Raw genomic sequence first — 21,963 nt, 5'->3', positions numbered from 1 at the left:
GGCTTGGAGTTGTTGTTCGGTAGCACGCAATTGTTCTAATCTCGGATATTCTTGTGTCCAACTCGACTCCCCATAAACCGTTAAACCATAAACCGTTAAAGTTGAGCCAATAATTAAAGATGTGACAACAGATGAAGCCCGTTGTAAAGCAATCATAGAGCTTAACCATAAGGGTTGTGGCTTCGGCTTGGGCAACACTTTGACGACGGTTGGTGTGGGTGGGGGAGACAGAGGCTCAACCAACGGTGCAGAATTTGTTACGCGAGTTGTCACCCGTTTTTTCCGAGCTTGGTCAAAGGAAACAACTTTATTTTGAGTGGAAGGAAGATGAACGGGACGAGAAGGTCTGCGTTGAGGAGAAGAAGTGGATTTAAACGCAACAGCCATACAATTTACCTACCTTGACTTCAGCTTTCAGTGTGGGGCAATGGAAACAGGGGTCAGGCTCGGTAGGAATTATGTCCAACAGAACCCTCTAACCTTTTATTTTTAAACTGACTTAGTAACTATCTAATCACGAAAAAACCCCAAAATATTGTTAAATTGCAGTTTCCCCTATTAATCGTTGATCAGTTTTATTTTTTTATGCTCCTGTTGCAGTTTAGTACATCCCATTACTGTCGGAAGGCTCGTTTAGCCTTGGGCTACAAAGGGATTTCTTATCAAGTGGAAAATCTCACCCCTGGCCTTCATACTCTCAAACTAAAACCTTTAACGGGACTGACAACGGTTCCCGTTTTATTGCCTCAATTAGAGGGTCAACCCCAGGCTATTGCAGATTCTACTCAAATTTTTAAGTATTTAGAACACCATTATCCTCAACCTCCTTTATTTCTCAGTGATCTTCAGCAACAGACCCAAGCTGCGCTATTAGAAGATTGGTTAGATGAAAGTATTGGAACGGCGACTCGATTTGTTTANAACTTGCACAACTAAACCCTGGAAACCTTGATCCACTGTAAACTATTTCTCAATTAGTCACCTTATTGGTTTTTCATTCCTAAGTTCGATAAAATCCTTTTCGGCTTTGTTCTAATATTTTTTGTGTTAAAATATCAGCTAATCGATTATAAAATTCTGGGATAGTTTCACAATGAACAGATCCGTCTAGGAGTTGAAAACTTTTTAAATTATAGGTATATTCCAACATCCTAAATAAATTAGCAATGGGAACTTTAGGTTTTAGCAAAATCTGAATATCCGGCGTTAACGGAATAAAACCCACATAGCTTTTAGCAGTGAGTTTATATTGTTTCTGGGTTTTGGGGGATGGATACTCAATCTTAATATATGTAGAATAATTACGACAAATGAGATCTGCGATCGCTTCTTCTAATTCCTCTGGTTTAAAGAATTTAGGTTTATATTCTATCAGTTCAATTATTTTCATCAGCATTTAAACCCAGTTTAATTTTAACCTGATTCCATCGAAATTGATCTATTTTATCCAGTGCATTATAAAAATATTCCTCTAAATAGGGTTCGATTTCCATTTCCCAAATATCCTGAATATTATCCTCCCTATTCGGTATCAGAAAGGTGAATAATCAATAGAATTATAATCGAGTTTTATTTTAACCTTATCCCATCGAAATTCCTCTATTTTATCCAGTGAATTATAAAAATATTCTTCTAAATAGGGTTCGATTTCCATTTCCCAAATATCTTGAAGATTATCCTTAATATTCCCTATCATAAAGAAGGATATCCCAATTTCATAATTCGGATCATTAATCATTTTGTTAATATCTTGAAGAACTTGAATGAGTTGATCTATTGAAAAGTTGATTTCCTTGTTTTCATGATAACGTTTTAAAATATTGTAATTTGGAGCAATTTTAATAAAACCAAAACGGCGACGCAACGCATGATCAACTAACGCAATAGAACGATCTGCTGTGTTCATTGTCCCAATAATTCTAACATTTTCAGGAATCTTAAAGGGTTCATTACTACCCGCTAAATTAATTTCTTGATCTCGATATTCTAATAAATACATTAACTCCCCAAACACATTTGATAAATTTGCTCGATTAATTTCATCAATAATTAAAACACAAATATCATCATAAGATTCGGCTTTTTGGCAAAATTCTAAAAACCGACCAGGGACGAGATCATAAGTTAATTGTCCGTTTTCAGTTTGAGGACGTATTCCTTGAATAAAGTCTTCATAACTATAGGAAGGATGAAATTGAATGATTTCTGAAAAACCATCTCTACCTCTAGTGAAATGTTCAGCTAATTTTTTTGCAATAAAGGTTTTTCCGGTTCCCGGTGGCCCTTGTAAAATAATTTGTCCTTTACGGTTAATATTGTTTACCCATCTCTGAAGTTCAGCTTCATCAATTCCTGTTTCTTTAGAACATTCGTGTAAGTTATATTTAATCAATAAGTCAGATTTAATCAAGTTATGGTGATTTCTAAATTTTTCTTCAATTAAATTAATAATTTTATTAGTTGAGTAATTTATTAAATCATTTTTGCTAATAACTATTTCATGATGAGATAAGGAAAATAAAGATTCTAAATCAACACAATTCCCTAACTCCCATGAAGTTTCTCTATTAATTAAGTTATTGAAAAGTAAATCTCTCTGCTTATTTTTGTCAACACCAAAAGATAAAGAATTTTGATTAAGCTTGATATATAAAATATTATCAACCCCTAATGCTTGCTTTAATTCTGCTTGATACCATTTTGGCTGTGTATAACGGGAAGTTATTATTCTAGGAAGTTTATTAAAAACAGCACAACACAGTTGATTAAAAGGTTGTTCAATAAATTCCTCTATTTTCTCATTGTTTTTTTGAGTAAAACTAAGGAATGATGACAAACCTTGATTGTACTTAATAGATAACTGCTCTATAATTTCAAAAGTTTGACTAGAAAATAAATACTTAGGAAGTACAGAATCATAACTGAATGCGGGTAAATTTTTAGATTGCATATTTTTTTTGTCTCCTGTAAAAAAATTTTTATCATTATATTCTAATAAGTCAATAATTTGACCATCAAAATAGTAAGCCAATTTTCTAGCCGCTAACAATGACTCATCAATTTCTACTTCCTCCCAATTATCTAAAATTTGTTTTATTTTTATTTCTTGTTCATAAAATTCTGTATTCTCTCTTTCAAAATCATCAAATTCATTTTCCAAAAAGCTATGATCAATTTCTATTTTTAGTGTTTCTTCCATTGATTTATCTAAATAATATTTTCCTCCAAAAACCAATTCTAAACATTCAGATATTTTTCTAGTTTGTAAAATAATTAAATCAACAATATTATTATTAATAATATCTAATAATTGATTGTCTTCGTAATCTTTTCCTGGGTCTATTTCATTTATTCCCAATTTAAAATTAATTAATTCTATTACAGAATAAATCTCTATATCCAATTCTTGGAATAGACGTATATATACTTCTTTAAATATGTCTAAATTACTATTAAAATCAAAATCATAAATCTTTTTAAAATAAACAAATACAAAAACAACTAAATCTATTTTAATTTCACAATGATCTATAAAGTTATAAAATCTTGATTGAACCAATTTAGTCCAATTTGTTTTAAGCCAGTCTAATATCCTAAAGTCAAAATAACTCGTTTCATATTCTATATCTACTATATTGGATACATAGTTTCTGGGGATTCTAAACAAGTCCAGATCGAATTTAAAATAAATATAATCAAATAAAATATCTTCATACCAAGCATAATACCAGTCATATAATTCATCATAAATATGTTCATATATTTTTAGAATTTTTTGCAATCCAAATTCAATAATTGATTCTTTGCCTAAATTATCAATTGCCATTTTTAGTAAGTTTCTAACTTTTAGGATGGGTGAGTTAATAAAATTAGCGACTAGCTTCAAAGCTTCATGTTCTCACCCACCCTACAATATTTTAATATTTTTCACAAAAATTAACCCTGAAATTGCGATAACAACCAAGCACTAACTTTCCCATGATTCGTTTGACGACTGCGACGAAATGCTTCTTCTAATATTCCCATCTCTAACCCTGGTAAAACTTGCGATTGTTCAATTCTATAACTACCTCTATTCTCAACCTTAAATGCAATAATTTTAACGGCTTGTACATCAATAATCCAATATTCTTTTACCCCTAAAGATTCATAAAGTAACCGTTTTTCCCCTTGATCATCTGCTAAAGAAGAATAGGCAACCTCTATCACTAAATCAGGCGCAGGAAACTGATCTAAATCAATAATTGTAGTTTCCCAAGGAATGATTTCTGCATTTTCACCCATATAAAAAGAAGCATCCGGTTGTGCGTCATCAAACCCTCGTTTACGGTAGGTGCAGTTATCATGAGCATCTAAATCAATATTCCGCAATGCAGCAAATAGATAAAGGGCTGCAATAATGGTGGCGTGATCACGAGAATGGGGGTTTCCAAGGGGTGACATTTCTAACCTCATGCGTCCATTAAAATAGTAACCTCTGGCTTTAGCATAGGCGGGATTATCCAATGCAGCGAGGTATTCTTCCCAGGTTGCTGTTACCCAGGTATCAGTTGGGAGTTGGGTTTGAACAGGACTCATAATAATATTATTAATCAGCGATCGCTTTTATTTTAACAAATTTAAACGGAACTGACTGAGCGTTCTTGCATCAATTTTTCCACATCTTCTAAGGGCGTTTGTAATAATAAAACATCCCCCTCTTTTAACTTAAAGGGTTTATTGACCGATTTATAAAGGTTTCCTTGTCGTCTAATAGCAATAATTCCCGTTGAATTATTGGTTAACTCTTCAGGTGTTAACGATAAACCCACTAACGGAGACGTTTCCTCTAAAGGAACCCAACGAATTTTATCTCGACTTAACCAAGAAGCTTGACCCATTAAGGTTTTAAATAGATCAATTTCATCCTTTGAACCCACAGCTAAAACTCGATCATTGACTTGAAATTCAGTATCTGGTGTTGGATAATTTAACCTTTCGTTTTCCCGTTCAATTTCCATAATTGTTACCCCAGTGAGATGACGAATATTTGCTTTAGCTAAGGTTAACCCCACTAAAGGAGAATCCGGGTGAATTCCGACCCAATTTGTGTTTAAATTTTCCGTTGCTTCCTGTAATGCTCTTAATTCTAAATTCGTGATTTTTTCAGGGAGAACACTACGATAACGTCCGGTACGAATTGACCGAATAACGGATTGAATTACATCCGTATTTTTCCCTAATACCGCTAATAAATTCGCCCCAATTTCTAAGGCGGCTTCAAATTCCGGTTGTACCACTTCCCACGCCCCTAATTGAGTTAAAATTTCCACTTCCATATTTTCATGGGCGCGAACCACAATTTTTAAATCGGGGGCGAGGGATAACGCCCGTTGTAATAAAATTCGGGTACTGGCGGGGTCAGGAAGGGCGACAGCCAAAGCTTTAGCCCGTTCTAAATGAACTTTTTCTAAGACTAAATCTGAGTCAGCATCACCAAAAATATAGGGGATTTGTTGTAGTCTTAATTTTTGAATTGCAGCTTCACTATTTTCAATCACTAACACCGTTTGTCCTTGATTTCTTAACATATTTACTAACACCTGTCCTACCCGTCCATAACCTGCAACCACGACATGATTTTGTAAAGTTTCGGGAAGGGCGATGGCTTTCACATCTCGAAATTTCTTTAAAAAACTACTAATTCCGGGTAACGCTGCAATTTGATCCGCTAACTGAGGCGCGGCTTTCAATAATACCGGAGTTAAGACTAATGTAATTGCTGTTGTTCCTATAATTAATAAATATTTTTTTTCTCCTAATATCCCTAAATCTAAGCCTTCTTGAGCTAAAACAAAAGAAAATTCTCCGATTTGATTTAATCCTAAACTGGCAATAATTGCGGTTTTAAAGGAATAGCCAAACCCTAAAATAATCGGAGCTACAATTAAGGCTTTTCCTAACATGACAATTAAAACTAACGAAATAATCAATCCAAAGTTATCTAAAATTACTAACGGTTCAATTAACATTCCTATCGAGATAAAAAATAGACTGGCAAAGGTATCTCGCAAGGGCAAAACTTTCGCTAATGCTTGATCAGAATAATCAACTTCAGCAATCATTAATCCAGCAATAAAGGCCCCCATTTCAATCGATAATCCTAAAGCATCAGTGAGTAATGCCACTCCTAAACATAAAGCAATTACCGATAATAAAAATAACTCTGAACTTTCCGTTGCTGCAATGGTTTTGATTAATGGCGGTACTAACCAAATTCCAGCAAAAATAGCAAAAGCAATAAAAATAACCCCTTTTAACCCTGCTTGTAATAGGGCTATTCCTAACGCCGATCCCGGTTGACTTAAGGCGGGAAGAATTGCTAACATTAGTCCTAATGCCAAGTCTTGAGCAATTAAAATTGCTAACATGACTTGACCATGAGTGGTATTCGTTTCTCCCCGTTCTGTTAACGTTTTAAGAACAACAGCCGTAGAGGATAAAGAGAGTAAAAATCCTAAAAATATTCCCTCTATGGGTGTCTTTGTCCATCCGAATATTAAAGAAATGAGTGCAATTGCACCCGTTGTTAAACCAATTTGTAATAAACTTCCTTTTAAGGCAATATCTTTAACTCGTTTCAGTTCAGCAATAGAAAATTCTACGCCTAGAGCAAATAACAAAAAAGCGACACCCACTTCAGCTAAAGACTGAATTTGAGGGACATCTTTAATTAACTTTAAACCAAACGGCCCAATGATTAAACCGCTTAATAAATAACCTAACAGTACAGGTTGACGCAAACGATTGGCTAAAAACCCCCCTACAGTCGCCGACCCCAAAGCCGTGACTAAATCTAATATAAATTTTGGTTCAGTTGCCATAAGCAGTAATCAGTTAATAGAGAATGGACAATGGACAATGGACAATGGACAATGGACAGTCGCTGATAACTGATAACTGATAACTGATAACTGATAACTGATTACGGTGCTAATGTACACTGTCCCTTCTGTTTTGCACTAGGGGTAAAGTTAGGAATCAAATGGTTATTCACATCTTGTTCCTTTAACCAGCCCAGATCTCCCACTTTTAGAGGGGGAGCAGTTGTTGTATCCAGAGGTTCCCCAGGGTTAGGGGGTATAACCGTTGAATCAACTTCAGGGGAGTTCCCATCCAGAGGTTGTCCATTTGTAGAATTAGGAAGGGAACAAATTTTGACTTCTATCCAAATTCCGGCTTCAGGAGTAGATTGTTTTTGTTGAACCTGAAAGACTGTTCCCGGTGGTACATTTCCTTTGAGAGCCGGTTTCCCAAATTCTTGAAGGAGAATGATCGGGGTTGAATTGGCTGTAGGAGTTCCCAGTTGAATAAAAGATTGTAATTTTAAGGTACTAATCGGAGCCGGTAAAGGAGGGGGTGTTGGAGAAGGAGATGGGCTGCTAGTGGGGGATGGAGTTGTGAGTTGAGCTTCGGGGTTATTGGGGTTAAACAAACCTAACCCATACAGCAAAGCGCCTAAAATTCCCAATAAAATAGCAATTCCCAAGGATAGGAACCAAACCCTAGACATCGCGGGTTTTGTCTGTCGAGCGCGGGCAATTTCTGTTTCCATCGATGAATCATCCGCATCATTGGTATCGGAAGAATCATCACCCAACCCATCGTTTAAAGGAACCACAGGCGCCACAGACACTTCCTTTAAAGATTCGTTATCATCCTTGGGAACAATTTCAATAAATAATAAAGCAATCGTGACATTATCATGACCGTTTTGAGTATTAGCGATCTCAATCAAGCGATCGCGAATTGTCCCTAAATCGGCTTCTCGATGCAGTACAGGTAAAATTTCCGTTTCCCAATATTGTTCAACCCGATCGCGATCGCTTAACCCATCAGAACATAATAAAAATACACAATCTTCATCCAGGGGAAAACGTTGTACTGTGGGATGCAGTGTCACCGATGAGGTAATCCCTAACGCTTGAATTAACGCTCCAGAAGCCCCTTGTTGGAGAGCATCTCGATAAAGTGCACAACCTAAACGCACCTGTCGAGAAGCCACATCATCATCCACCGTCACTTGATGACAACCACTAGAGCTCACCCAATAGGCGCGACTATCCCCTAAATGGGTTAAATAAATTTCATGAACATGAGCCAGCGCCATTACCAGCGTGGTTCCCATGCGTTCGCGACCCTGACGGTTTTCATCATCATTGCGTTGACAAATGACATCATTAGCAATACAAGTTGCCCGTTTTAATTTAGGAACTAAAGATAAAGGATCCCAATTGGCTTGATGCAGGGGCATTTGTTCCACCTGTTGACGTAAAACATCAATTGCCATGGAAGAAGCGACTTCTCCGCCATCCTGTCCGCCAATGCCATCACAAACAACAGCCAATGCAGGTTCCGTTAAGGGGACTCGGATGGAGGTTTGTCCACTGGGATAACAAGCATCTTCATTGTGAGAACGAGTGGGGCCAGCATCTGTTCCGGTCGCAATTTCAATCCGTCGATGATACCCTCGTCCACAGATCGAGAGAGCTTGATCCAATTGCTGAATCAATTGAGTTGAGGTGCGTAACTCTCCCGTAAGCATTTGATGGGTGAGTTGTTGGAGGAATTTTTGAATCCGGGGGTGTGCGGTCGGAACCCACTGTTGCCAAAAATAACCCAACTGCGTTAGAGAAATATTGTGTCCATCTAAGTTTAATTGCAATAGCCGCACAAAAGGCCCCTGAACCCGCAGTAAATCAGCCTCTAGTAAACTCGAAGCGACAGCCTGACGGCTAAAAGGTTGCCAGAGTTGAGCTATTTGCCACAACCAATTGAGTTGACGCATAGCACTCGCATCCGGCCACAGGGCCGTTAACGTTGGCATTAAAGTCTCCCCATGGGGTGCAATTGGCCCTTTTTCTAACAGGAGGATGGATTTATTCTTGGCTCCTTTCGTGGGCGAAATAATTCCATATACCTGCGGAATGTGCAACCGATAGGAAAATAATTTGAGATAGGGGGCAATTTGATCAGAAATCTCGCTTGGTATTTCCGGCAGCAGTTCGGGTCGAGTATCAACCACAATTTTGCTGCTTTTGAGGAGGTAGCGCTCGGCGATCAGCGTTCCCGAAGGTACTGCTTCGATCCCTTCACCTACAGCCCACAGATAGTGTTTTGCCACAGCATTTTGCATTTGGTTTCCTCACGCCTCTGTTGCCACTCAACGATCATCGTCTAAAATTGGAATAATTTACCTCTAGGAGGTTGGCTTCGTAAAGACTCGCCTAACAGCGTGCCTTGACTCTGATCATGATGTTTCTACGCTACAACAGGATTGCGTTTCTTGTTATCTAGGATCTCGGTTTGAAGACTCCCGTTACACCGCCAGGTTAACGGTGAGATGAAAAACCGAGCAACAAAACTAGCGTAGCACGATATAGAAACAGTTGGCACAAAACAGAAAACTTGTGCTAACTTAGATTTAGGTCGAGATAGGTAGCATAAATGTTGGTTTTAGAATTTAAAGTTAGAGCCGCATTGCAACAACGCAAGGCAATAGATGAAGCGATTCGTACAGCCCAATTCGTCCAAAACAAATGTTTAAGATATTGGATGGATAACAAAGGGGTTAATAAGTACGATTTGAACAAATATTGCCGTGTATTAGCTCATGACTTTAAATTCGCTAATGAACTGAATTCTCAAGCTAGACAATCTAGTGCAGAGAGAGCATGGTCAGCTATCGCTCGATTCTACGATAATTGCAAGCGGAAAGTTCCGGGTAAAAAAGGCTTCCCTAAATTCAAGAAAAATTGCCGTTCGGTTGAATATAAAACAACCGGATGGCAATTGAATTTAGAAACTCGTAAAGCCATTACCTTTACTGATAAGAAAGGAATTGGGCGGTTGCGTTTAGTGGGAAGTTATGATCTGCATTTCTATCAACCGGAACAAATTAAACGAGTTCGATTAGTTAGACGTGCAGATGGTTACTATTGCCAATTTCTACTCTCAATTGACGTTAAGATTCAATCTGAACCAACTAATAAAACAATCGGTTTAGATGTAGGATTATCTGCTTTCTACACCGATGATCAAGGTAATAAAGTAGATAACCCCAAATTCTTAAGAAAAGGAGAGAAGAAAATTAAGCGGTTACAAAGACAACTTTTTCGTAAACAGAAAGGGTCTAATAACCGCAAAAAAGCCAGACAGCGATTATCTAAGGCTCATCTAAAAATCAGTCGGCAACGAAAAGAGTTTAGCAAGCTTGTTGCATACTCCGTCATCCAATCTAACGATTTGGTCGCCTACGAAGATTTAAGGATTAAGAACTTAGTTAAAAATCATTGTCTGGCTAAGTCAATTAATGATGCAGCTTGGTATCAATTCCGTATTTGGTTAGAATATTTTGGGAGAAAGTACGGCAAGGCTACTATCGCTGTTCCTCCTCAATATACAAGCCAAAACTGTTCAAATTGCGGAAAAATCGTCAAAAAATCCCTATCAACAAGAACCCACGTTTGTAATTGTGGATGTCAGTTAGATAGGGATGAAAATGCTGCAAAAAACATTTTAAGAATTGGATTAAGTACGGCAGGACATACCGGAACCTTCGGTTTAGAACCGATAAACGCTTTGGGAGAATTGACCTCTACTTTAACGGGAGCAATCCTGTTGGGGCAAGTCGATTCGTTGAACAAAGAATCTCCCGTCACATCGCTTGGCGATTGACGGTGAGAGTGTCAACTAACAGATCAGCGTTACTCTCTACCCCATCGGTACGAGGTGACAACAGAGAATCACAATAGATGTGCAGTAGATGCCCGATTGTGAACTACCTACACCGCCAATCACGGGTCAGACTTGGCGTACGAGTGCGGAAGAAGCTAAAAATTAGCACCGATTGGGAATCAACAACATCATTTAAGGCTACTCACCTCATGAGTCATTCTCCCCCTAACCCGTCCAATGACCCTAAATTCTTACCGTATTTGGAAATTAATGAACGGCTAACTGAATTGAAACAGTCTCACGGTCACTACTACCAAATGATTAATTTGGAGGTTTGGGCATTAATTGAAACGATGGATCAGTTTTTTCCGGGTTCTTGGAATCGATTCATGACCAACCGTCAATTGTCCATGAAACAATTTTTACAACGTCAGCGATCGCAAAAACAATCTCCTATACCCAATCAGCAACCCGATCCTTCAGGTGTTGATCCTGATCATCCAGTTTAGAACCCACCCCTACACTCTTCTTTTGCTTACACCCTCCACCCTACACCCTCCACCCCACATTCACTACTGAACCCTAGGTAATCCCATACTATAGTTCACAGTACGCGAGTTGAGGTTATAGCTAATTTCACCCGCTTGGATCAGTGATCGCACCAAATGCTCTAAATCTGATCCAATCCGACGTAAATTATATTCGGTGAGGTCTTCGCCATTGAACGTTTCGACTAACTCGTCAAATTTCCGATAGACTTGTTGCAAAGCTTTCTCATTCCAGTTAAATTCATTGTCGGGATCAACATCCAAGGTGAGGACTTGTTCGCTGTCCACTAACTCTTCATTCTGAATTTCCGCCGTATAAATATGGATATGGCGAGTGGTCGATTTCAACAGCATAAGCGGTTTAACTGAAATAGTTTTTATCTGGATTGTTTTTTATTTTGACATTACTTTAGGAAATCATGAGTAATTTCTGGAATCAAATTTTGAACTTTGCAACAACAACGGCTAACGATGTTGGACAACAGTTAATCCTCGATTTTGGCACAGTCCAAGCTGATGAAAAAGCCGATGGGAGTTTAGTCACCCGGTCTGACCAATGGGCCGATCTTGAAATTCGCACCCGTATCGCCACCACATTTCCCGAACACGGGGTTCTCAGTGAAGAAGCGGAACATATTTTTCCGAATACAGACTGGTGTTGGGTGATTGATCCTTTAGATGGGACAACGAATTTCGCCAGAGGGATTCCCATTTGGGGGGTTTCTTTAGGATTACTGTATCAAGGAAATCCGGTTTTTGGTTTGATTCATTTACCTCCTTTAAACCAAACCTTTCACGGGTTTTGGTTCGGCTCATCAAGTTTAACAGGCACCCAAGGAGCATTTTTAAATGGTCAACCCATTCACGCCAGTTCCGATGCGTTAAGTTCTAATCACTTTTTTAACCTCTGTTCTCGAAGTATTGCGATCGCTCCTCAAATTCCGTGTAAAATTCGGATGTTAGGCATGGCGGCTTATAACTTCCTCACTGTCGCCGCAGGTGCAACTTTAGGGGGAGTTGAAGCCACTCCTAAAATTTGGGATATCGCCGGAAGTTGGGTCATTGTTAAAGCAGCAGGGGCGGTTTGGTGTCCTCTGTCTCCCGAACCTTTTCCCTTAGAAATTGGACGAAATTATGGCACTCAATCCTATCCAACATTAGTGGTGAGTCAACCGGAATTAGTATCTGTTTTTGAACCCTTTATTAAAAAAACATAAAAGTAGGGTGCGTAAGCGATCGCGCACGCACCTGATCTCGTTAAACTTTTACCTCAGACGCAAACTTAATTTTTAAATAATCGTCTTCCATTTTCGTTATTCCTAAAAATCTATCAACTGAGACTTTTTTCCTGGCAATTTGTAGAGTTAAGAAAAGATTTCTATTCCTTAACTTCCGTGATCGTACACTTTAAAAGATTTATCTAGCCATATAATCCGAAAAATTGCTTCATCCCTATAACCGACCATTGGTTTTAAACCACTAAATCGGAATGCGATCAGATTTACATCTTCTGTAATATGTTTGGGAATAGTAACACGAAAACTCTTACGATCAATGATTTCATACCCAAGTCCATGACGAGGTGCGCGACGAAGTTCCCTCCAAGATAACTGACTGAGTTTGTAAAATGTAGATACCAAAGCTGCTTTTTCATCTTGATCACAACTATCTAAGCCGTGTGTTTTATCAAGATATCGCAAACAGAAAACAGGAGGTTCTAAATCGTAATTTGGGGTACTTGGCAAAGGTGGAGGTGGAGCAATACGTTTTCCTTTTTTAGGGTCTTTACCCTTCATCTTTGCCATGACTACTTCACCACTTGAGTCTCAAAATATGCCTTCATCAAATCAAGGGCTATCTCTTCATTAACATCAGTTTCTTTATAGGGGGGTTCTTGATCAGTAAAACGCTTGAGTATTGGAGCCGTATATTGTCCATAGACTTCATAAACTTCATCTAGTAATTCTTGTGTTTCTTGACTATATTGATCTATATTAAAATCGTCAGGCTGTGGAAGAGGATTTGATCCATATTGCTTGTATATTCGGTAAACATCAGGCACAACAGGCCCATATTGCCAAGCTTCTATTTTTTCAGAAAATAGGCGTTTCCCAAATAGAGCTAAATGAAAACCTTGAGCATAGTAAAGCAATTTCTGAAGTCTTAGATTAGTCATTAAATCTTCTTCTTCAGGAGAAGCCAGGGTAATCAAGTATTTAGCTATATCTAAAGCATTAGATGCTTCAGTTTCAGACAATCCTTTTCTAGCATCTAGTTCAAGATCCTCGTCAACAATCACGTTAGAAGGAGATAGGCGATTAGAGCGTATATAAGTTTCGGTTAACCATGAGCGATTAGATCGTATGTAAGTTTCGGTTAACGATGGGGGATTAGATTGTCTATGAGGTTTAACAATCGGTTCGGTTAACTCTGGTTTTTCTTCCTCTAGGTGTTCTGGAAATTCAGAAATCATAAGCCAGTTTTAATATCTAATCTATTAAAGTTGTAGTTTAATTTTAGGATACCCTATTTTCTATGATATCTCATTTTGATTTGGCAAAGGTCAGTAGGTGGTCACGAATAAAGGTTAAACCTGTAAACATCAATTCCTTAGACAGAGAAATTTATAGCGTTTTACCTTTTACGCATAATTGCGTCCACCTACTGATTATCTAAGAAACAGGATTCCTAAAATTTACGCTTTCACCCCATCCGAAAACCGAATTCTCAAATAATCATCTTCCATTTTTGCCCCAGAAGGTTGCAACATAGCCAAGGTTTGGGGTAACACTAAATTCCGGCGATGATTACCAATTCTAATATTAAGTTCATCCCCCGTTTTATTCAGTTGAATTTGTTCTTTGGGAATTCCGGGTAAATACAATTCTAAGGTATATTGATTTTTATCCTCCACGACTCGAACAGTATTTTCTTTATAATAAACTTGGCTGGGATCTTCATCTGCATATAACGTCTCTTTTAACCGTTCTAACGCTTCAAATCCACATAACTCCTGAGAAAATAAGGGAACTTCCTTAACAGGTAAGGGGGTAAAATTATCATGAATTTCTTGACGATATTGTTGTTGATTTTCTTTCCATTTTTTGAAAAAGGGATCGGTGACTTCTTCAGGAATAATTCGATTTGCAATGACTAAATCTGTCGAAACATTATACAAACTTAAATAGGCATGGGCGCGTAAAGATTCCTTAATTACCATTTTTTCAGGGTTCGTTACTAAACGCACTGAGGTTTGCATATTATCGGTTAACACCTTTTCTAAGGCTTCAATTTTTTCATAAAATTCATAAGGGGCGTCCATGACTTCTTTATCGGGTAAGGAAAACCCCGTTAACGGTTTAAAAATCGGTTCAAACAGAGGACGCAACGCCACCGACATTCCTTGTAACGGTTTGTAAAATTTTCTCATATACCAACCGCCCACTTCCGGTAAACTTAACAATCTCAACGCCGTTCCCGTTGGGGCAGAATCAATAATTAAGATCTCAAAATCTCCCTCGTCATAATGGCGCTTCATCCGCACCAAACCGAAAATTTCATCCATCCCCGGTAAAATGGCTAATTCTTCCGCCTGTACTCCATCGAGTCCTCGCGCCTGTAATACTTGACTAATATAGCGTTTCACCGCCCCCCAATTGCCTTCGAGTTCCATTAAAGCGTCCAGTTCAGCCCCCCAAAGGTTGGGTCGGACTTGACGGGGTTCGTGTCCTAACTCCATATCAAAGCTATCGGCGAGGGAGTGGGCGGGGTCGGTACTCAACACCAGGGTTTTATGCCCCAACTCCGCACAGCGCAACCCTGTTGCAGCCGCAACGGAGGTTTTACCTACGCCACCTTTACCCGTCATTAAGATTACGCGCATACGATTTTAAGCTTAAAATTTGTTTACATTCTTTAACTTTAGCGGGTTTTTAGCAAGAATAGCTGTTTCACTACGTCCAAGCGCGAACAGTCCCAATAGTCGATATGGCTTTCAATCAGGTTATTGGGGTTTAATTTGAGTTCACTCCGTCCAGGGATAGAAATTCTGGGTTTCCAGGGGAGGGGAGTTGTCCAACTCAGTGTCCAACGGGTTTCTATTAAATTCTCAGTTTGAGTAATACTATGTAAATCCAGTTGAATATCCCAAAACCAAGTTTTCATAAATCCCATCATTTGTTGATAGCGTTCTAACCCATTAAATTGATTCATGGGGTCTTTAAAATAAACGTTATCCGCATAAATCTGATAACTTTGGTTATCGGGAAATTGTTGATAATCTTGTTTGAGAATTTCAATAATATTCATCATCTTAAAGGGAACAGGGAATAGGGAATTACGAATTACGAATTACGAATTACGAATAGGGAATACCAGATAATACTTCTGGCTGTTTTAGGTCAGTTGTAAATTATGACAACCTATTACGGGCTAACCGTTAACCTTCCTAGAGGTGAGGTGCGATACAAGTCACGATTTCGCTACACCCTATCTCAACTTTTGGTAAACTATTTTTAAGATAATGTAAACAGTTGTTAATTGAGATTCGGTTCAAGCTGAACCCGAGAATCTGATTGTATCAAAGGTTTACAGAATTTTTCCACCGGGTATCAACCCTCATATCTGGTTGTTTATTAACCGTCAACCCTCATTCGGAGTTTCATGTTAGAGATTACTTCCCCAGCAAACACCCAGACTGAAACGATGTCATCTTCTGCTGCTACGGATAACGGAAAATATCCACAAACTACGGGACAAGAGGGATTTGTTCAACGGCATTTAGGCCCCAATGCTGATGAAATTCAACAAATGTTAGAATTATTGGGGGTTTCTAGTTTAGAGGATTTAATTGATCAAACGATTCCCTCAACGATTCGCCTCAATCAAAGCTTAAAATTACCCGAAGCTTTCAGTGAATATGCAGCCCTGAATCAATTAAAAGCGATCGCTTCTCAAAATAAAGTTTATCGTTCTTTTATCGGTATGGGTTATTCTGATTGTATCACTCCGGGTGTGATTCAACGCAATATATTAGAGAATCCCGGTTGGTATACGGCTTATACTCCCTATCAAGCGGAAATTGCCCAAGGTCGTTTAGAAGCTTTACTAAACTTTCAAACCCTGATTATTGACTTAACCGGATTAGAAATTGCTAACGCTTCTTTATTAGATGAAGGAACGGCGGCGGCGGAAGCCATGAGTTTGAGTTATGCCGTTTCTAAAAGCAAAGCTAACGGATTTTTTGTCTCAAAAGATTGCCATCCTCAAACCCTTGATGTCGTCAAAACCCGTGCAATTCCATTAGGCATTGATATTATTATTGGAGATCACCGCACGTTTGATTTTAATACTCCTATTTTTGGATGTTTACTGCAATATCCAGCGAGTGATGGGTCAATTTATGACTATCGTAATTTTATTGAAACCGCCCATCAACACAATGCTTTAGTTACAGTGGCGGCGGATATTTTAAGTTTAACGCTGTTAACTCCACCTGGGGAATTCGGAGCAGATATTGCAGTCGGAAGTACCCAACGGTTAGGGGTTCCCTTGGGTTATGGTGGCCCCCATGCGGCTTATTTTGCCACGAAAGAAACGTATAAACGCAACGTTCCAGGGCGGATGGTCGGTGTTTCTAAAGATTCCCAAGGAAACCCGGCGTTACGGTTAGCTTTACAAACCCGTGAACAACATATTCGCCGTGATAAAGCCACCAGTAATATTTGTACGGCCCAAGTTTTATTAGCGGTGATTGCAAGTTTATATGCAGTCTATCATGGGCCGTCTGGACTTCAACAAATTGCCCAAAATATTCATCAGTTAACCTTAACCTTAGCAGAAGGGTTAAAACGTTTAGGCTATTCAATGGGAACAGAACCCTTTTTTGATACAATAAAAGTAGAATTAGGGGGAAAATCTTTAACGGAAATTCTGTCAGCAGCCGAAGCTAAAGAAATTAATCTGCGAGTGATTGATGAGCAAACTGTTGGGATTAGTTTAGATGAAACCACAACTATTCAAGATGTGATTGATTTGTGGTCAATCTTTCGGGGATCTGAGTTACCTTTTAACGTTGAAGAGGTATTAAAAGCCTCAGATAATCTTACCCCTTTTACTCGTAAATCTGCCTATTTAACCCATCCGGTTTTTAACAGTTACCATTCAGAAACGGAACTTTTACGCTATATTCATCGCTTGGAAACCAAGGATTTATCGTTAAATACCTCGATGATTCCTTTAGGTTCCTGTACGATGAAATTAAACGCAACCGCCGAAATGATTCCGGTGACTTGGCCAGAATTTGGAAAACTCCATCCTTTCGCCCCAAAATCCCAAACCCAAGGTTATCAAATTCTGTTTGAACAGTTAGAAAATTGGTTGGCTGAAATTACAGGATTTGCAGGGATTTCATTACAACCGAATGCAGGTTCTCAAGGAGAATATGCCGGATTATTAGTAATTCGTCAATATCATGAAAATCGAGGGGAACTTCACCGGAATATTTGTTTAATTCCTGAATCTGCTCATGGAACAAACCCTGCGAGTGCTGTGATGTGTGGGTTTAAAGTTGTTCCGGTTGTGTGTGATGACCAAGGCAATATTGATATTGCTGACTTGCAAGCAAAAGCTGAAAAACATCGAGATAATTTAGCAGCATTAATGATAACTTATCCCTCAACTCACGGGGTATTTGAAACCGGAATTCAAGAGATTTGTAATATCATTCATGCTAATGGCGGACAAGTTTATATGGATGGGGCAAATATGAACGCCCAAGTCGGGTTATGTCGTCCAGGGGATTTTGGGGCGGATGTGTGTCACCTGAACCTACATAAAACCTTCTGTATTCCTCATGGGGGCGGTGGGCCAGGGATGGGGCCAATTGGGGTTGCATCTCATTTGGTTCCCTTCCTCCCTGGTCATGCGGTGGTGGAATTAGAAGGAAATGATCGCATTGGGGCTGTTTCCGCCGCGCCTTGGGGGAGTGCGAGTATTCTGGTGATTTCTTGGATGTATATTGCCATGATGGGGGCAAAAGGATTAACAGAAGCGACAAAAGTGGCAATTTTAAATGCTAATTATATTGCCCGTCGTTTAGATGAATATTACCCAATTTTGTACAAAGGAAATCATGGATTTGTTGCCCATGAATGTATTTTAGATTTGCGTTCTGTGAAGAAATCCGCAGCCATTGAAGTTGATGATATTGCCAAGCGTTTAATGGATTATGGATTTCATGCGCCAACGGTTTCTTGGCCTGTGGCAGGAACGATGATGGTAGAACCTACTGAAAGCGAATCTAAAGCAGAATTAGATCGATTTTGTGATGCCATGATTGCTATTCGTGCGGAGATTTCTGAAATTGAATCCGGGGTTATGGATACCACAAATAACGTTTTAAAAAATGCTCCCCATACCGCAGCATCGTTAATTTGTGGTGAATGGAATCATCCCTATTCCCGTGAACAAGCAGCCTATCCTGCACCCTGGACAAAAGAATATAAATTCTGGCCTTCTGTGGGACGTATTGATAATGCTTTTGGCGATCGCAATTTTGTTTGTTCTTGTTTGCCAATGGACGCTTATCAATAAAAGCTCATTTCAAGGGAATAGGGAATAGGGAACAGGGAACAGTAAGCTTAGAATAGGGAACATAAAATAGTAATATTTTTTGGTTTCCTATTCGCTTTTAAAAAAAATAATATTCCATTTATTAATCCCCCAAATACTGCGATTTCAAGGTAGGGGCGAGGTAACCTCGCCCTTACAATAATTTTGGAATCAAAAAGTTGTACTATATAGTCTCTTGAATGATAGATGAGTTAGTCCTAAAATAGCGATTAGATTATTATGGAGATCTCATTGATGAATCTGGTTGAACTTTTTATCTATCCGATTAAATCCTGTGGCAAAATTCCTTTGAACCAAGCTGAAGTTACGCTGAAGGGGTTAGCAGGGGATCGAGAATTTATGTGGGTTGATGAATCCGGTCAGTTTGTTACCCAGAGAACTTATCCCCAATTAACTAAAATTCGAGTTCAACAATTAGAGAATGAGATTGAATTGTCCGTTGACAATCAAGAAATTGAACCGTTTAAACTGCAACCGACATTAACAGGAACCTCCAAAACGGTACAAGTTTGGCGGGATCAAACCGTTGCAATTGATCAAGGAGATGCCGTTGCAGATTGGCTACAAAATGCTTTAAAACAAGATGAACAACCTTATTTTCGATTAATGCGACAATCTCCTGATTTTATCCGACCTGTTGATCCAAATTATGCCGTTAATCCTAATAATCAGGTCAGTTTTGCCGATGGTTATCCTTGTTTATTAACGAATACGGCTTCTTTAGCAGAATTGAATCGGAAACTCAAAGAAACCTATTCAACATCATCACAAGAAATTCCCATGAATCGATTTAGACCTAATATTGTGATCGATACCAATCAACCCTTTATTGAAGATAATTGGAAAACAATTTTAATTGGAGAGGTTTATTTTGATTTAGTCAAACCTTGTAGCCGTTGTATTGTGACAACAACCAATCAAAAAAGTGGGGAACGCAATGAATTAAAAGAACCGTTGAAAACCTTAGCAACCTTTCGACAACAGCCGCGCGGAGTCATGTTTGGTTTTAATATGATTCCTCGAAATACCGGGACAATTCAAGTCGGTGATTCTGTTGAGGTCGTCGAAATCCTTTGAAGCTTTCACTTTGATCAATAATAGCAGTCAGAAGACCCACCCCAAAAGCGTTCCGCCTTGTTGGTATTGGACACTTCACTTTTGTTACAAGCGCGAGTTAGAATTGCGGAGACTTATTTGAAAAAAAAGGCTTAAAGTAGGGAATTTTAAGGTGGATTCACCTTGAACTTATGGAAAAAATTTAGTAATATTTAATACCATACATTTTGCGTTGGTGGGGTGCTGCCCAAATGACCTATAGCCTCAGAATTGCTGATTTGCCCAGTGATGAGCGTCCCCGTGAACGACTAATGGCCATTGGCTCCAGAAATTTAGCAACGGCTGAATTGATTGCAATTCTGTTGGGAACGGGTCAGGGAAAAGGAAAATTATCTGCGGTGGGTTTAGGACAATATGTGTTAAACCAGTTAAGTCAGCATCAGCGAGATCCCTTGTCGGTATTGCGAGATATTGGGGTTCACGAATTAACTCAAATTCATGGCATCGGGACAGCCAAAGCCACCACTATTTTAGCGGCGGTGGAGTTAGGAAAGCGAGTTTTTCAGTCTAAACCGCCCGATTTAGCTATCATTGAGACTCCCCAAGCGGCGGCGGATGCGTTAAGTCATGATTTAATGTGGCAACCCCAGGAACGATTTGCGGTGTTGTTGTTAGATGTCAAACATCGCCTTTTAGGAACTCAAGTGATTACCATTGGTAGTGCAACGGAAACCATCGCCCATCCCCGTGATATTTTTCGAGAAGTGCTCAAAAGTGGCGCAACACGGGCAATTTTGGCTCATAATCATCCATCGGGGAATGTAGAACCCAGTGCAGAAGATATTAATTTAACTCGTCAACTCTTGCAAGGAGCGCAATTTTTATCCATTCCACTTTTAGACCATCTTATTTTAGGAAATGGTAATTATTTAAGTTTGCGCTCTACAACTTCCTTATGGGAAGAATATCCCCAAATGGAATAGTCTAAAAGAGTGCTTTTTAAGATTTAACGTGTTTAATTAACAATTGAGCGATCGCTTGTAATTGTTGTTTATTAAACGTTTTCAAGAGAACTTTAACCACCTCTTTCGGATCAGCCGGAATTGTAATTTCTCCAGAGGCAGGTTTAGCGGTTGCTTTAGCTCCCGCTAAGGTTGATAACGCTGCACTCGGAGCAATTGTGTTTGCTTTTCCAGCTTGTAAGAGTTCGGCTCCTTGCTTTAACTCGTTAATAATGGGATTCGCTAAAACTTTAAAAGAATTTTTAGGATTAGCGATCGCACCATGAGCCGTTTTAACTAAGGTTTGCCAAGGTTCAATTCCGACTCCAATTTTCGTTAATCGAGCGCACAAACCCGCCAATTGTTTACGAGATTCTGGGGATTCTGCTTGTTTAAATCCCTGCAACATCGGTTTAAGAACCGTCATGACTTGATTAACAGCATTAGCAACCCCAGGTGTTCCGGTCGCGGGTGCTGCTGGGGCTGTTGCTGGGGATGCTTTACCACTCATCAAGCCTTTTAAGTTATTTTCCAACTTATCATAAAGGGGAAGGGACGCTTGTAGAATTTTCTCCCCCATTTCTTCGGAAAGCCCTGCTGGACTTGCTGCGCGATCAATTAAATTTTTCAGCACTTCAAACCCTTTAGTATAGAGGGTTTGGGTTGTGGCATCAATTTTAAGTGGCGTGTCCTTCACCATCTTAAAACAATCTTCTAAGCGCTTGGACACCTTATTAATGCTGGTGAGACTGGGCATCTTGTCCATCAACATCGCGGCGGCTCCTTTAATGGAGTGGGCAGCCCGATAGATGGCCGTTACACCCTCCCGGTCTGCATCAGCCATAATTGCAGGTAGCTCTGTTAGCCCCGTTTGCAGGGTTTCAAGACGCTCCTCAGCTTCTTCCATGAAGATAGCAAAGATCTTTTGGTCTTGGTTTGTTGGCACAGCAGCCCTCCTAAACCCTTATCAGTTGAAACAGAGCGTGTTTTCATTGAGTCGTGTCGCCTCG

Annotated in this window: 20 protein-coding genes; 7 read left to right on the top strand and 13 right to left on the bottom strand. The window is 39.2% G+C overall.

The features are described from left to right. On the bottom strand, positions 1-387 hold a 387-nt coding region (locus tag PL9214_RS10330), incomplete at its 3' end, for a hypothetical protein (RefSeq protein WP_072718630.1). 198 nt (positions 388-585) lie between these two features. Between PL9214_RS10330 and PL9214_RS10325 the strand changes: the two genes are divergently transcribed. Next, positions 586-936, top strand: coding sequence for a glutathione S-transferase N-terminal domain-containing protein (locus PL9214_RS10325; RefSeq protein ID WP_222425228.1), 351 nt, complete (start codon positions 586-588; stop codon positions 934-936). A 64-nt stretch (positions 937-1,000) separates the two neighbouring features. On the opposite strand, the gene PL9214_RS10320 is transcribed toward PL9214_RS10325, so the two are convergent. From PL9214_RS10320 to PL9214_RS10300, 6 genes are all read right to left on the bottom strand, one after another. Further along, entirely contained in the window at positions 1,001-1,390 is a 390-nt protein-coding gene (locus PL9214_RS10320; protein WP_072718629.1) for a hypothetical protein, read from the bottom strand. Further along, the gene (locus PL9214_RS33390) at positions 1,377-1,493 is read right to left on the bottom strand and encodes a hypothetical protein (RefSeq protein WP_496196694.1); all 117 of its coding nucleotides are present in this window, start codon (positions 1,491-1,493) and stop codon (positions 1,377-1,379) included. Before PL9214_RS33390 ends, PL9214_RS10320 begins: the two co-directional genes overlap by 14 nt. Before the next feature lie 38 nt (positions 1,494-1,531). Beyond that, positions 1,532-3,826, bottom strand: a complete 2,295-nt coding sequence (locus PL9214_RS32260) for an McrB family protein (RefSeq protein WP_072718628.1) — start codon at positions 3,824-3,826, stop codon at positions 1,532-1,534. 110 nt (positions 3,827-3,936) lie between these two features. Then, the gene (locus PL9214_RS10310; protein WP_072718627.1) at positions 3,937-4,578 is read right to left on the bottom strand and encodes a Uma2 family endonuclease; all 642 of its coding nucleotides are present in this window, start codon (positions 4,576-4,578) and stop codon (positions 3,937-3,939) included. Positions 4,579-4,619: 41 nt separating this feature from the next. Then, entirely contained in the window at positions 4,620-6,863 is a 2,244-nt protein-coding gene (locus PL9214_RS10305) for a cation:proton antiporter domain-containing protein (RefSeq protein ID WP_072718626.1), read from the bottom strand. Between the two features lie 101 nt (positions 6,864-6,964). Further along, positions 6,965-9,175, bottom strand: coding sequence for a PP2C family protein-serine/threonine phosphatase (locus PL9214_RS10300; protein ID WP_072718625.1), 2,211 nt, complete (start codon positions 9,173-9,175; stop codon positions 6,965-6,967). Positions 9,176-9,486: 311 nt separating this feature from the next. Here PL9214_RS10300 and PL9214_RS10295 point away from each other — a divergent pair, with 311 nt between their 5' ends. Further along, the gene (locus PL9214_RS10295; RefSeq protein ID WP_072718624.1) at positions 9,487-10,716 is read left to right on the top strand and encodes an RNA-guided endonuclease InsQ/TnpB family protein; all 1,230 of its coding nucleotides are present in this window, start codon (positions 9,487-9,489) and stop codon (positions 10,714-10,716) included. Positions 10,717-10,925: 209 nt separating this feature from the next. Continuing rightward, positions 10,926-11,225, top strand: a complete 300-nt coding sequence (locus PL9214_RS10290) for a hypothetical protein (RefSeq protein ID WP_072718623.1) — start codon at positions 10,926-10,928, stop codon at positions 11,223-11,225. Between the two features lie 63 nt (positions 11,226-11,288). Here PL9214_RS10290 and PL9214_RS10285 read toward each other — a convergent pair whose 3' ends face one another. Continuing rightward, a complete protein-coding gene (locus PL9214_RS10285; protein WP_072718622.1) occupies positions 11,289-11,618 on the bottom strand; it encodes an NAD(P)H-quinone oxidoreductase subunit M in 330 nt (109 codons plus the stop codon). 65 nt (positions 11,619-11,683) lie between these two features. Here PL9214_RS10285 and PL9214_RS10280 point away from each other — a divergent pair, with 65 nt between their 5' ends. Next, a complete protein-coding gene (locus tag PL9214_RS10280; RefSeq protein WP_072718621.1) occupies positions 11,684-12,481 on the top strand; it encodes an inositol monophosphatase family protein in 798 nt (265 codons plus the stop codon). 168 nt (positions 12,482-12,649) lie between these two features. Here the strand turns inward: PL9214_RS10280 and PL9214_RS10275 are convergent, their stop codons facing one another. The 4 genes from PL9214_RS10275 to PL9214_RS10260 form a co-directional block, all read right to left on the bottom strand. Continuing rightward, positions 12,650-13,069, bottom strand: a complete 420-nt coding sequence (locus PL9214_RS10275; protein WP_072718620.1) for a hypothetical protein — start codon at positions 13,067-13,069, stop codon at positions 12,650-12,652. A 2-nt stretch (positions 13,070-13,071) separates the two neighbouring features. Next, positions 13,072-13,737, bottom strand: a complete 666-nt coding sequence (locus PL9214_RS32255) for a Panacea domain-containing protein (protein WP_245824211.1) — start codon at positions 13,735-13,737, stop codon at positions 13,072-13,074. A 222-nt stretch (positions 13,738-13,959) separates the two neighbouring features. Beyond that, complete coding sequence (locus tag PL9214_RS10265; protein ID WP_072718619.1) at positions 13,960-15,147, bottom strand: TRC40/GET3/ArsA family transport-energizing ATPase; 1,188 nt, start codon at positions 15,145-15,147, stop codon at positions 13,960-13,962. A gap of 38 nt (positions 15,148-15,185) precedes the next feature. Continuing rightward, positions 15,186-15,572, bottom strand: coding sequence for a C6orf136 family protein (locus PL9214_RS10260; protein WP_072718753.1), 387 nt, complete (start codon positions 15,570-15,572; stop codon positions 15,186-15,188). Between the two features lie 354 nt (positions 15,573-15,926). Between PL9214_RS10260 and gcvP the strand changes: the two genes are divergently transcribed. From gcvP to radC, 3 genes are all read left to right on the top strand, one after another. Beyond that, positions 15,927-18,857 (top strand): aminomethyl-transferring glycine dehydrogenase, encoded by a 2,931-nt coding sequence (gene gcvP, locus PL9214_RS10255; protein ID WP_083579946.1) that lies wholly within the window; start codon positions 15,927-15,929, stop codon positions 18,855-18,857. A gap of 273 nt (positions 18,858-19,130) precedes the next feature. After that, entirely contained in the window at positions 19,131-19,973 is an 843-nt protein-coding gene (locus PL9214_RS10250) for an MOSC domain-containing protein (protein ID WP_072718618.1), read from the top strand. Positions 19,974-20,203: 230 nt separating this feature from the next. Beyond that, complete coding sequence (gene radC / locus PL9214_RS10245; protein WP_072718751.1) at positions 20,204-20,935, top strand: RadC family protein; 732 nt, start codon at positions 20,204-20,206, stop codon at positions 20,933-20,935. Positions 20,936-20,951: 16 nt separating this feature from the next. Here radC and PL9214_RS10240 read toward each other — a convergent pair whose 3' ends face one another. Next, on the bottom strand, positions 20,952-21,899 hold the full coding sequence (locus PL9214_RS10240; RefSeq protein ID WP_072718617.1) for an Hpt domain-containing protein: 948 nt from the start codon (positions 21,897-21,899) through the stop codon (positions 20,952-20,954). Positions 21,900-21,963: the final 64 nt, after the last annotated feature.

This window comes from Planktothrix tepida PCC 9214, assembly GCF_900009145.1.
Lineage (GTDB): Bacteria > Cyanobacteriota > Cyanobacteriia > Cyanobacteriales > Microcoleaceae > Planktothrix > Planktothrix tepida.
The sequence above is the reverse complement of the archived record's forward strand: the minus strand, read 5'-3'. Positions and strand labels throughout refer to the sequence as shown.

Bases quoted from the DNA above. Each gene is read 5' to 3' on its own strand.
- PL9214_RS10320 (WP_072718629.1), bottom strand. From the start codon at position 1,390: ATGAAAATAATTGAACTGATAGAATATAAACCTAAATTCTTTAAACCA.
- PL9214_RS33390 (WP_496196694.1), bottom strand. From the start codon at position 1,493: ATGGAAATCGAACCCTATTTAGAGGAATATTTTTATAATGCACTGGAT.
- PL9214_RS32260 (WP_072718628.1), bottom strand. From the start codon at position 3,826: ATGGCAATTGATAATTTAGGCAAAGAATCAATTATTGAATTTGGATTG.
- PL9214_RS10310 (WP_072718627.1), bottom strand. From the start codon at position 4,578: ATGAGTCCTGTTCAAACCCAACTCCCAACTGATACCTGGGTAACAGCA.
- PL9214_RS10305 (WP_072718626.1), bottom strand. From the start codon at position 6,863: ATGGCAACTGAACCAAAATTTATATTAGATTTAGTCACGGCTTTGGGG.
- PL9214_RS10300 (WP_072718625.1), bottom strand. From the start codon at position 9,175: ATGCAAAATGCTGTGGCAAAACACTATCTGTGGGCTGTAGGTGAAGGG.
- PL9214_RS10295 (WP_072718624.1), top strand. From the start codon at position 9,487: ATGTTGGTTTTAGAATTTAAAGTTAGAGCCGCATTGCAACAACGCAAG.
- PL9214_RS10290 (WP_072718623.1), top strand. From the start codon at position 10,926: ATGAGTCATTCTCCCCCTAACCCGTCCAATGACCCTAAATTCTTACCG.
- PL9214_RS10285 (WP_072718622.1), bottom strand. From the start codon at position 11,618: ATGCTGTTGAAATCGACCACTCGCCATATCCATATTTATACGGCGGAA.
- PL9214_RS10280 (WP_072718621.1), top strand. From the start codon at position 11,684: ATGAGTAATTTCTGGAATCAAATTTTGAACTTTGCAACAACAACGGCT.
- PL9214_RS10275 (WP_072718620.1), bottom strand. From the start codon at position 13,069: ATGGCAAAGATGAAGGGTAAAGACCCTAAAAAAGGAAAACGTATTGCT.
- PL9214_RS32255 (WP_245824211.1), bottom strand. From the start codon at position 13,737: ATGATTTCTGAATTTCCAGAACACCTAGAGGAAGAAAAACCAGAGTTA.
- PL9214_RS10265 (WP_072718619.1), bottom strand. From the start codon at position 15,147: ATGCGCGTAATCTTAATGACGGGTAAAGGTGGCGTAGGTAAAACCTCC.
- PL9214_RS10260 (WP_072718753.1), bottom strand. From the start codon at position 15,572: ATGAATATTATTGAAATTCTCAAACAAGATTATCAACAATTTCCCGAT.
- gcvP (WP_083579946.1), top strand. From the start codon at position 15,927: ATGTTAGAGATTACTTCCCCAGCAAACACCCAGACTGAAACGATGTCA.
- PL9214_RS10250 (WP_072718618.1), top strand. From the start codon at position 19,131: ATGAATCTGGTTGAACTTTTTATCTATCCGATTAAATCCTGTGGCAAA.
- radC (WP_072718751.1), top strand. From the start codon at position 20,204: ATGACCTATAGCCTCAGAATTGCTGATTTGCCCAGTGATGAGCGTCCC.